11 protein-coding genes are annotated in these 11,680 nt (G+C 42.0%); 1 reads left to right on the top strand and 10 read right to left on the bottom strand.

The genetic code is table 11. The features are described from left to right. Positions 1–672: 672 nt before the first annotated feature. Positions 673–1,551 carry a DUF1080 domain-containing protein gene (locus LZF95_RS25015; protein WP_233758150.1) on the bottom strand — a complete coding sequence of 293 codons (879 nt, stop codon included), beginning with the start codon at positions 1,549–1,551 and terminating at the stop codon, positions 673–675. A 200-nt stretch (positions 1,552–1,751) separates the two neighbouring features. Here LZF95_RS25015 and LZF95_RS25010 point away from each other — a divergent pair, with 200 nt between their 5' ends. Then, positions 1,752–2,594: an AraC family transcriptional regulator gene (locus LZF95_RS25010; RefSeq protein ID WP_233758149.1), complete on the top strand. Its 843-nt coding sequence runs from the start codon at positions 1,752–1,754 to the stop codon at positions 2,592–2,594. Between the two features lie 13 nt (positions 2,595–2,607). On the opposite strand, the gene LZF95_RS25005 is transcribed toward LZF95_RS25010, so the two are convergent. From LZF95_RS25005 to nqrF, 9 genes are all read right to left on the bottom strand, one after another. After that, positions 2,608–3,525, bottom strand: coding sequence for a cation diffusion facilitator family transporter (locus LZF95_RS25005; protein WP_233758147.1), 918 nt, complete (start codon positions 3,523–3,525; stop codon positions 2,608–2,610). A 17-nt stretch (positions 3,526–3,542) separates the two neighbouring features. After that, on the bottom strand, positions 3,543–4,253 hold the full coding sequence (locus LZF95_RS25000; protein WP_233758145.1) for a siderophore-interacting protein: 711 nt from the start codon (positions 4,251–4,253) through the stop codon (positions 3,543–3,545). Between the two features lie 78 nt (positions 4,254–4,331). Beyond that, positions 4,332–5,186, bottom strand: a complete 855-nt coding sequence (locus LZF95_RS24995) for a helix-turn-helix transcriptional regulator (RefSeq protein ID WP_233758143.1) — start codon at positions 5,184–5,186, stop codon at positions 4,332–4,334. A 217-nt stretch (positions 5,187–5,403) separates the two neighbouring features. After that, positions 5,404–6,711: a pseudouridine synthase gene (locus LZF95_RS24990; protein ID WP_233758142.1), complete on the bottom strand. Its 1,308-nt coding sequence runs from the start codon at positions 6,709–6,711 to the stop codon at positions 5,404–5,406. A gap of 261 nt (positions 6,712–6,972) precedes the next feature. Further along, entirely contained in the window at positions 6,973–7,785 is an 813-nt protein-coding gene (gene murQ / locus LZF95_RS24985) for an N-acetylmuramic acid 6-phosphate etherase (RefSeq protein ID WP_233758141.1), read from the bottom strand. 267 nt (positions 7,786–8,052) lie between these two features. After that, positions 8,053–8,907 carry an N-acetylglucosamine kinase gene (locus tag LZF95_RS24980; RefSeq protein ID WP_233758140.1) on the bottom strand — a complete coding sequence of 285 codons (855 nt, stop codon included), beginning with the start codon at positions 8,905–8,907 and terminating at the stop codon, positions 8,053–8,055. Next, positions 8,908–9,135 (bottom strand): cytochrome b5 domain-containing protein, encoded by a 228-nt coding sequence (locus LZF95_RS24975; RefSeq protein WP_233758139.1) that lies wholly within the window; start codon positions 9,133–9,135, stop codon positions 8,908–8,910. Beyond that, complete coding sequence (locus LZF95_RS24970) at positions 9,135–10,286, bottom strand: formimidoylglutamase (protein WP_233758138.1); 1,152 nt, start codon at positions 10,284–10,286, stop codon at positions 9,135–9,137. The genes LZF95_RS24975 and LZF95_RS24970 overlap by 1 nt, the downstream gene beginning before the upstream one ends. Before the next feature lie 83 nt (positions 10,287–10,369). Continuing rightward, positions 10,370–11,674, bottom strand: coding sequence for an NADH:ubiquinone reductase (Na(+)-transporting) subunit F (gene nqrF / locus LZF95_RS24965; RefSeq protein ID WP_233758137.1), 1,305 nt, complete (start codon positions 11,672–11,674; stop codon positions 10,370–10,372). Positions 11,675–11,680: the final 6 nt, after the last annotated feature.

Genomic DNA, 11,680 nt, shown 5'->3' with positions numbered 1-11,680 from the left:
AGAATCCCGATTCCTATAAAATTAAACGGTATTCAAAAAAATAGAGGCCGAAATCAGGAAATCGGCCTCTATTGAATAAAAAAGGCTGTCTTCAATTATCAAACATCAATATGAGACAGCCTCTTTTGTGTCCCACCTTATGCAATATTTATTGTATTACAACAGTAGTAGGCGGGATCGTTGATCCATATGTGATTATAGTCCAAGGCCTCCCAAAAGACCAGACAATAGTCCAAGAACAACTTCAAGTAAAGATGAAATAAGATTCATAACTGTTAGTTTTTGTTTGTTGCCTACTCTCAAAAATTGGTTTTCGACATCCCCAAATAAATAATTACATCGATGACTTACTTATTGCTCTAATGTAAAAATTTAATTTTTAAAATTTCCGTACGTTAAAAATGCAATTAAACATATAAAAAATTCAATATTTGTTAATAGTACTTAATAAATTGTATTTTGAAACCTGGTAGTTGTTTTTCGGTTTCCAGATTCATAAAATGGATATGAAAGTGAATAATCTCGAATGTTATCAAAGGGATCAAATTTGTAATCCAGACAAAAAGCAGGAACCTATTTACTACAAGTAATCCGATGAAACTACTCCCCATCAATTGGGTGAGGCAAGGAAGAATACTACTCCCGGTTTTAGCCGAAATAATGCCTTAAGATTTACTCATCAAATAAACTCCTATAGTCCTTTGGTAATTCCTTAAGAGGTCTGATTTGTATCTCTTTAAAAAAGACCTCGGCGGCTTCACTCTGAAGCTGAATTTTTCCTTCTATAAGAGGAACCTCTATGCCATCTTCATTTATATATCGGGAGTTTTCCAACACCATTGCGACATTTCCATTAACTATATGCAGGCTTTTACCTTCAAAAGTAATGAGCTCTAAGGTAGTCCAGCCATTACCGGGAGTTTCAAAGTTGGATGACCTCAGACAGAAAACATCTCCGCCGCTTTGGAAAGGACGGAAAGGCTGTGTACTATCTGCTACAGGGCTCATTTTATCCCCTTCTGAAGGAAAAGACCGGATATCAATGGCTGAACTGGCCTGGCACCAGAAGTCTCCCATATGGCCTTCCATCACCTGAAATTCCTGTGAAAGCATCCACGATCTCCAGTATTCCACTCCTGCTTCACCTATAGAATGATATAGGATTCCCGAGTCCTTGAGTAACTCCATCCTTGGTTCATATTTATCTGTCCCCCACTTAACTTGAAGTTTTAAGTGGTAATTTTTATAAGATTTCTTAGTAAAAATACTGCCATAGATTTCTCCACTTATCCGTAGCACAGGCCCATCTGCCTCCTCCAAAACTGTAAATACTCCATTCTCGTCCTTGTTGTATCCAATAGGCAAAACTTCCTTGCCGTTCTCATCCATTGGTACTTTTCCATTGTATCCGGGTTTATGTCTATAGCTGAGGTAATTTTCCCAATTTGTCAATTGGCTATCCAACAGAGACTCCCAATCCTCATCAACTTTGCTTGGAGGAGTTATTAAAACAGTCAAAATAGAAATAAATGCAATCACAAAGAAGTTCATACAATCAGGATTAAAGATTAATAATGCCAAAATTAGGCTCCAACCATTCGAATCTTATTGTAAAAATCCATTGTTAATAAGTACATTTCATGGCAAATGAGCCCCATATGAAATCGAGCATGACGAAGAACGTCACACACTGGGATGATTATAATGCATGCGAGATTCCATCTGACCCATTAAAAACAAAAAATAAACAGATGAAACGCTATCTATTACATACTCCATTTAACATTTACCATTTTGAGGCAAGCGAATGGCAGCATCCCATACATAACCATACCTATTTTGAAATAATTTTTATCCTAAAAGGGAATGGAGTCCACCACCTCAACGGCAACAGTTTTGACTATGGATATGGGGATGTGTTCCTCTTAGGTCCTGAGGATTATCATTCTTTTGACATCAGGGAGTTAACAGAGTTTTGCTTTATTCGTTTCAATGAGCCCTTTAGTAAAATCCTATCGCTAAGTGATGAATCCAGAGGGAAATCAATCATAGAAACGCTTCTCCAAATCCCACTGCAAAGCAGGGGCTCATTAGTAAAGGAAAATCATGATAAAGTAAAGCTGCTAAACCTGCTTTCTGTCCTTGAAAGTGAATATGAAAACCAACAATCACCCTATTATGAAATAGTGCGGGATAGTCTGATGCGAAGTATTTTGATTATTCTGGCCAGGAAACTCAGGCAGTCCGACAAAGCTGGGCAAGTCACTTCCTACTCCGATTCAGTCGAGTCTATCTTATTGTATGTGAAGAAAAACATTTATTTTCCGTCACGGCTAAGAATCGAAGTGATGGCAAAGGAATTTAATATGGCACCCAATTACATCAGTATTTTCTTCAAGAAACAGATTGGTGAATCTATAAAGCAGTACACTACAAATTACAAATTCGCCCTTATCAAGGCCCGCCTTACCTATAGCAAGCATACGTTGTCAGAAATCGCAGATGAGTTTAGTTTTACGGATGAAAGTCATTTCTGCCGGCAATTCAAAAAACACTGCGGAGTTACGCCTACGGAGTTTAGAAAGAGAAATTAAGTCCGGATTTTGTCTAGCAACTTACAAATCTACAATCACTGCGCGCTGTTTCGATCTGTATGGTGGGATGCAGGATCTTGTACTTTTCCATCACTTTCAAAATAGACGGAAGAATATCAACATCCCTGTTTTTGTCAATCGCATGAACAACCGCATGTAGCGAGCCGACGTGATAGCTACCCTCCAATGTCCAAATATGCAGGTCATGAATATTTTCAACATATGGAATCTGAAGCAATTCATCCGAAAGCCGGGCTACATCCACATTAGCAGGAACGGATTGCATTAAAATTTTCATTGTGGATATTAGATTTTTCGTTGCATTATAGCCTATGAAAATCGCAATTGCGATAGCCAAAACCCCATCTACCCAATACCAGCCGGTAAAATAAATCACAACGGCTCCAATTAGTACCGCTACCCAGCCCAAAACATCTTCCAACAAGTGTAGCATTATTGCTTTCCTGTTAAAATCAGTATCGTGTGAATGGCTGTGTCCATGATGATGGGAATGTCCGTTTGGTTTTTTTATTCTTAAGAAAGCAAAGCCATTTACGGCAACACCTAAAATCGCCAGAAATAACATTCCCTTTCCATCTACTATTTGTGGGTTGATAAAAGTATGATAAGCACTAATGCACATAAACACAGCACCTATTAATAAAAACAACGACATCCCGATGGCCGACAGCAGTGAGAATCTTTTGTACCCATAAGAGAATTTAGGTGTGCGTTTTTTCCCTGAAAGCTTTTCCAACAACACTGCCAGGCCAATAGCTATAGCATCCGCAAAATCGTGAAATGCATCTGCAAGAATAGCGGTGGAGTTGGTTAATATCCCGCCAACAACTTCGATGACTGAAAATAAAACATTAAGCCAAAAGGCTAATGATAGGTCTTTCCTATCCGAGTGGTTATGTGAATGTGACATTTTATCTGATTTTAAATTTACAATCCTTTCTTACCTTCAAGCCAATAGCCTTGAGCACGTATTTTTCCGATTGTCTTATCTTTCAAGACCTTTCTGAAAGTCTGGACGGATTTTACATTTCCGGTCAAAACAAAGCTTGCCTGCTTCCAATCAGGAGTTTGGAAAATTGATAAATCACGTACCCATAGTTCATTTCTGAAAGTTTCCTTCTTCGAAAAAACGGTGACGTTATCTATTTCCAAAAGCTGTGGAACATCTCTATTCTCATCTCCCAGCTCAAAGAAGAAATGGTACTGATGCTTATTTTTCTTTAGGACGGGGAGCGCAGAACAGGCTATCCCAATAGAAGTCTCGTCTCCGAAAAACAGTTGCTGCTTTATTTCCGGACTGAATAACCTTTTTCCCCTGGGTGGACTGATATACACTTCGTCATTTACCTCTAAGGTGTCTATGTATTCACTGCCAACTCCATTTCCGTGAATATGAAAGAGAAAGTCCAAAATACCGTTTTTGGTATCGCAAAGTGCCACAGTATAGTTTCTTAGTTCTGTTTCACTTACACGGATCACGTTTGCGTATCCTATCTGGAAATCCATCTTTGCGATGTCCCCCTGAAAACGTACCAGCTTTATCCGCCGTCTGATATAAGAAGTCTCTATAACCTTCATGTTGGGGCGAAGCGCTCCCTCGAATAAATTCCCCACCCATTTTGGTATGCTTGAAATCATTGCCTGTACTGATTAATTCATCGCAAAGGAACTATGGATTCCCAATGGAGGAAATACATATACAGAGTAGATATTGGACTAATCGAGGTTTTTGTGGCGGAAGGTGATTGCTGTCATTCCTGTCACTTTCGTAAAAAGGCGTGAAAAATAAGGGTAATCATCGTAGCCAAGTTCTGCCGCGATTTCTTTTACTGATTTGTCGGAGTGATAAAGCAAGCGTTTCGCTTCCAAAATTACCCGCTGCTGTATAAGTTGCGAAACGGAATGCCCTGTTGTCTTTTTAACACATTCATTCAGATACGACGGAGATATATTTAGGAGTTTAGCGTATTCGGAAGGCCGTTTAAGGTTTGTAAAGTTGTGTTCCAGTGAAGTTTTAAATGCCTTTGTAACTGCTTCAAAGCGCGAAAATTTTTCTGCCGGCTTTGCATTTTCTAAATAATGGGAAAGGATCAGGGCTACTAATGCATTACTATTGTCTTTCAGTAAAGTATGGTAAACTCTGTCCGGTTTTCGTTCTTGGGCTTTTATACCCAGTGTCGCTGTATCGGTAATTATCGACAAGCAGTCGCCCTGAATAGCTAAGGGCTCTGCCGGTACGATCTCTTCCAGTAAGTTTAAATATTCTGCGTTTAGACTCTCGTTGTTGATTAACAAGCCAAAGAATACGGCTTCACTGGTCTTTAAAAATCGATGTACCTGATTTGGATGAATGTATAGCACAGCTGATCCTTTGATGACGTGTTTTTTGAAATCAATCTCAAAAACTGTGGTACCTTCCTCCTGTATAATAAAAAAATGATAATCGTGCCGATGAGAATGGCTTGCCTCTTCCAATTGTAACTCGCTTGCAGACATTCTTCCAAGAACAATTCCTCCTTTATAATCATCAGGCATGGAATGTACAGGTATGGACTTTTTATTTGTATGCATTTTTTCGATTCACTGACCACACCAAAGATAGTTATTGGTTTTTTACCAGTCTTCCTTGTGTCTGAATTGGACAAAAATTCAAACCTTCAAGGTTCTAAAAACCTCGAAGCTTTGCAATATGGAGATTGCAATCACATCAGGACAATTCATGAGGCTTCGCGCTAAACAAAATGGCTTATTAAATGATAAAAGCTCCCGATTTGGGAGCTTTTGATGCTTATACAAAGAACTTCAAGCGAATCACTTCCTGCTCAGATAGGAAGCGATAGTGTCCCCGTTTTAGATCTTTTTTGTCCAATCCGGCATAAACTACCCGATCAAGTGCAGTCACTTCATAGCCCAAGTGAGCGAAGATTCTACGAACGATCCTGTTTCTACCAATATGTATCTCAAGGCCAAGTATAGTTCTATCCAGTGACAACACCTGCATATCATCCACATCAGCTTTGCCGTCTTCCAGTGTCAGACCTTCAATGATAGCCTCTTCGTCTTTCTTGGTGAGTGGCTTATCCAGCGTCACCTGATAGATCTTCTTGATCTCATTGGAAGGATGGGAAAGCTTAGCTGCCAATTCACCATCATTGGTAAACAAAAGCAACCCGGTAGTATTTCTGTCCAAACGTCCAACCGGAAAAATCCGCTCTTCACAGGCATTTCCTACCAGATTCATCACGGTCTTACGATCCATGGGATCATCGGTGGTAGTGATAAAGTCCTTGGGCTTATTCAGTAGTACATAAACCGGCTTCTCAGGATTGATTTTTCTTCCCTGATACACTACGCGGTCAGTCTTCCTCACCTTGCGCCCAAGCTCAGTACAGACCTCCCCATTAAGCGTCACCAAGCCCTGGCTTATCAATGAATCGGCTTCCCGTCTGCTGCAAATGCCAGAATTGGCTATGTATTTATTCAGGCGAATGAGATTATCCTCATTCTCCATCTTTTTCTTCTTTTGCGGAAGAGACTCAAAATTATAATCCGGACGCTCCACATTCGTATCCTGATCTACAAAACGCTTCTTACCAAAGCCTCTTGTCTCTTTTTTGTCCGACTTATACGCAGGTCTGCCTTCGGCAAAAACAGGCTTTTGATCCTTGCCACGTCCTTTGTAAATAAGGCCACCAGACTTCTCTGGGGATTCAGGCCTCCTTGGCTTAGCATCTCGTTTATACGGCTTAGGACGATCTGACTCTTCCTTTTTGGTAAAAAACCGCTTCTTGTCGGCACCAAATTCTTTTTCCCCGGAAAAATCAGCTACCTGATCTTTTTTAGGGCCAAAAGTAGATTTAGAGCCGAATTTCTTTTCCCCCAAAGTCTTGAAGCCGGTTTTTTTATTTGTCCTTGGCCTTTTGCTGAAATCGGAAAAATCATCTTCAGCCTTTCCTAATGATTTCTTTCGTGAATCCTTGGACTTTTCAAATCCTTCAGATTTCCCCTTGTAACCGCCTCTTTGTCCCGAATTGGAAGGTTTGGAATCTTTTTTCCCTTCGCCGAAAAACGGCTTTTTTGAATTGTTATCTTTCATAGAATTGCAGCATCACTGCTGGATAAAATTGTGAAGATTAAGCAATTGGCCTTCAACCTCTTAATCGGGCTGCAAAGATACGGCCTCTCTAGGGATTTATAATCACCTAGTTCAAAAATATTGTTTTGTCGTTTGTGGGGCACAAACGTCGGCAACTGTTAAAGTTACGTAGAAACCTGCCAGTTTTTTTGAATTAGCATCTTGCAAACCGAATATTTTACCAGGTCCCAATGGTGAAAACCCGGCAGATGTTGGTAACTATTAATTCTGCTTTTTGTAAAAATATTCCGTGGCCTTACGTACAGATCCTTCACTAAGCAAAAGTTGGTTGGCAGTATGTTCATCAAGCCCGGTAGCTTCCATAATCATCCTTGTGCCACGTTGAACTAACTTTTTATTGGATAGCTGCATATCCACCATTTTATTGCCTTTTACCCTCCCCATCTTGATCATCACTGAGGTGGAAATCATATTCAAAACCAATTTTTGGGCAGTGCCGGCCTTCATTCTGGTACTTCCCGTAACAAATTCAGGCCCTACTACTACCTCTATGGCATGAGCTGCCTCTTGAGATAGAGGAGAATCGGGATTGCAGGTTATACTCCCAGTGAGTAACCCATTAGCCTTAGCAGTCCTCACCCCACCGATTACATAGGGGGTAGTGCCAGAGGCAGCAATCCCTACCACAGTATCCTGATCATTGAATCCGTATCCTAAAATATCATTCCAGGCCTGCTCAGGGTCATCTTCAGCATTTTCCACGGCCCTCCTGATCGCTGTATCTCCCCCAGCGATAAGTCCCAGCACCATATCAAATGGCACCCCATAAGTAGGTGGACATTCGGAAGCATCCAATACTCCAAGTCTCCCACTGGTCCCAGCCCCTATGTAGATCAATCTGCCACCCTTTTCCATGCGAGGGACAATTTCCTCTACCAAGGCGCTTATTTCAGGAATTACTTTCTCCACAGCAAGGGGTACTTTCTTATCTTCTTTGTTGATATTCCGCAACAAATCCAACAGGTTCATTTGCTCTAAATTATCGTAAAGAGAGGTGCTTTCTGTTACTTTCATTTTGAAATTGGTTTAAAGGTCACGGAATCCTGCACCTGTCTGCTACAGATGCTGATCATGCTCCGTTTTGTGCTTTGCCTCAGTTTGTCTCACAAACCGAAATTTGGATAGTGCTTGCCATTCGTGATGACACGAACGGCGGCTTTAATTTTATGTGTTTATAATTTGTCTTCTCAAAGCCATATATCCTGTGACCCGTCCGCCGCGCGGCGGACGGGTCACAGGATATATATATAATCATCGCAGTGTAATCCCGTAGGTACGCGATCATACTCCATTCTCCAATTCTTCCTTATGATAAAGAGTCAATCCCGCAATAGGGCTTTCGATTATCAAATTAACATTAATCCGTACATCTGAGGCAGCCCTGCGGAGAATATCGCTGTTGTAATAGGCGATAGATCCTACGAAATTCACAGGCTTGTCTGTATAGTTCTCATATTTCATCACATGCTGCCTAAAGAAATCCTGGAAGGAACTATAATAAAGCATGTAGCAGTACGGATTGGATTTATGCTCAGTGATAAACCTGCAAAAACTGGCCATGTACCGATTGGGAAAAGGTTTCTGATAAACATGCTCCTGTATAGAAACAGCTGTCAGGTGAAAGACATCGATCAGTTCTTTTTTAATCTCAGGAGGCATCTCGTCATTGATAAAATCCTTTAGAAGCTTCCTGCCCACATAGCCCCCTCCTCCTTCATCCCCAAAGATGTAACCCGGAGCCGGCCGCGTGGCTATAATTGCCTTTCCATCATAATCGCAGCTATTAGAGCCTGTCCCAAGAATACAGGCTATTCCCGGGTCGTGACCACAGGTAGATCTGGCCGCAGCCGCTAGATCGTGATCTATCGTTATTTTAGCATTCGGGAAAATGGTTTTCAAAGCGGAAGACACTTCATTCCTTCTGTCCTCAGATGAACATCCAGCGCCATAAAAGTATATCTCCTCTACTTCGTTTTCCAACTTAAGCAAAAAATCATCCTGCATCTGTATAGCCATTTCCTCAGAAGTCTGGTAATAGGGGTTAAACCCAATACCCCGGTGCTGGCTTATCCTGCGATCTGAGTGGATAACTCTCCAGTCAGTTTTACTAGACCCGCTGTCTGCAATCAATATCATTTATGCTAGTTGCCCAATGGCTTGAAATTTTTCAAATACTTTTTCGGTATGGGGTGCATCAGGAAGCTCATCTGTAAGATCCTGACCTGCCCAGTGTTCATAGTGCATTCCTTTCTTCCAGAGTCTGGAACTGCTCACATCATAGATTACCCCTAGGTAGGCCACCCAGATTTCGGGCTTATCCTGCCCATTCCGCAGGGCTAGCTGCTGCTTGGTATAGGTTTTCACTACAGCAACTTGATTTGAGCGTTGATCCATCGCTCGGGTATCTCCCCTTTTTGGGCCATTTGGTAGTCAGCATAGCTGCAGGGAACCGTGCTCACCCGGTCAAACTTCTCTGTTTCATTGTGGGGAATCTCCATCCACCATTTACCGGAACGTTTGCTTTTATAGAATACCAGCGTATTTGGTTTCGTATCCAAGGACACTGTGTACTTGGTATAATCGCTGCTTTTAAAGGATAGACTGTCCTTACGGGAATAAAACCCCTCTAGGAAATACCAGATCATCACTGATACCACCTTGGCGGTTTTGTTTGCCGCATCATCGTAATAAGGCTCATAATTATAGATACCTATGGAGCTCAGTTTCTCGTTGGTTCCCGCAAACCAGCAAATCTGGCAGGCTTCCTCCGCTGTCAACCCAAATGGTTCCGCATTTACGGCACCGGGAGCATCTGCAGACTGGATGGCACAAAGATCAAAACTCAAAAGGTCGGCATTTCTGATCAAAGGTTCCACTTCCTTGAATTCACTTCTCAGTTCTCCCAGCCGTACATGTTCGAAATAAAGCTTCTCCACCACATTAATCAACGAAGGATCTACCAGAAAACTCTGGTAAGCCAAATGAGCTGAGGAAAAGAGAAAGTTAGGCTGGTGAAGGATGATTTCCTGCGTATGCTGATCAGCCAGTGGGCCTTCTTCTTCCATGTCCAGCTTGGCATCCACGGTCAGCAGACTGACCAGTTTTTTCATTTTCTGGTAAGACAAATATTGTCCATAGTCCAGGTCATGTGATCCTCCAAAGTAGATAGGTAGAATCTGCTGCTTCATCAGGTAATCCCCCACTTCCTGCATACGCTGATAGGTATCACTTAATTTCTCACCGGGAATCAAATCACCTAAATCTGCTACCCGGTAAGCTCCAAACCCCTTTTTAAGGTCATAAAGTTTTTCCCTGATCTCACTACTTCCCCTATCGGCGCTTTCTATCCTGGCCAGTCCTCTGTTTTCCCGCAGTCCCACCAGTGCGATCTGTACACCTTTTAAATCCGGAAATTCCTCACCGAAGTAGTGGATTTGCTTAAAGAAAGAATTTTCGGGGTATTTCTTCTGCCAGAGGTATTCGGCTACTGGCTCAAAGTAAGATTGAATATTCATAAAAGGTGATTGTCTTTGGTAAAAATAATCAAAAATGGCACTTAAATAAAAAATCCCGCCTGAGCGGGATCTTTTGTCTTATATCAGCCTCCGAAGTCATCAAATCGGATGTTTTCCTGAGGAATCCCCAGATCATCAAGCAGCTTTAGTACTGCAGAGTTCATCAAAGGAGGCCCGCATAGGTAATATTCTACCTCATCCGGCTCAGGGTGATCTTTCAGATAATTGTCATACAACACCTGGTGGATGAACCCTACATATCCATCACCTTCTTGATCGTCGAGTGATTTCTTGATTTTCCAGTTATCTTCCGGAAGAGGCTCGGACAATCCTATATGGAACTGGAAATTAGGGAAGTCTTTTTCGATTGCTCTGAAGTGAGGTACATAGAACAGTTCTTTTTTGGATCTACCCCCGTACCAGTAAGAGACTTTCCTTCTGGTCTTTTCCGTATGGAAAAGGTGGAAAATCTGCGCTCTCAATGGCGCCATACCTGCACCACCGCCTATGTAAACCATCTCGCGTTGGGTTGGGTTGATATGGAATTCTCCGTAAGGTCCCGAAATAGTTACTTTATCACCAGGAACTCTAGAGAACACATAAGAGGAACATACACCTGGATTCACATCCATCCATTTATTATTGGCTCTATCCCATGGTGGTGTGGCGATACGGATGGTAAGCATTACTATATTTCCTTCTGCAGGGTGATTGGCCATTGAGTAAGCCCTGAAAAGTTCCTCATCATTTTTCATGGTCAAGTCCCAAAGACCGAACTTGTCCCAGTCACTTTGGTACACATCTGCCGGATGGCCTAAGTCAGGGTGAGGGGTGATATCCATTCCTTTAAAGTTCACCGTCACTACAGGTACATCAATCTGAATGTATCCACCCGCCTCAAAATCAAGTACCTCCCCTTCAGGAAGTTTCACTTTGAACTCCTTGATGAAAGTAGAAACGTTGTAGTTGGAGATAACCTCACACTCCCATTTCTTGATACCGAAGATTTCTTCCGGCACACGGATCTTCATGTCGTTTTTCACTTTCACCTGACAAGCCAGGCGCACGTTACTCTGTTGCTCGGCCCTGCTCAAGTGGCCTACTTCGGTAGGTAGAACCTCCCCCCCACCTTCTTCTACCACACATTTGCACATAGCGCAGGTACCACCTCCACCACAGGCTGATGGAAGGAAGATTTTTTGGCCACCAAGAGTAGAAAGCAGGGTAGTACCTGCCGAAGTTACTATCGGGGAACTCTCGTCACCATTGATCACAATGTTGACATCCCCGGAATTGACCAGCTTAGACTGGGCAAAAAGGAGAATAAATACCAGTAGCAGGATAATAATGGTAAAAGCTACAATGGAAGTAATAATTACTGAACCCATGAAATT

This window comes from Algoriphagus sp. AGSA1, assembly GCF_021390545.1.
GTDB lineage: Bacteria > Bacteroidota > Bacteroidia > Cytophagales > Cyclobacteriaceae > Algoriphagus.
The sequence above is the reverse complement of the archived record's forward strand: the minus strand, read 5'-3'. Positions and strand labels throughout refer to the sequence as shown.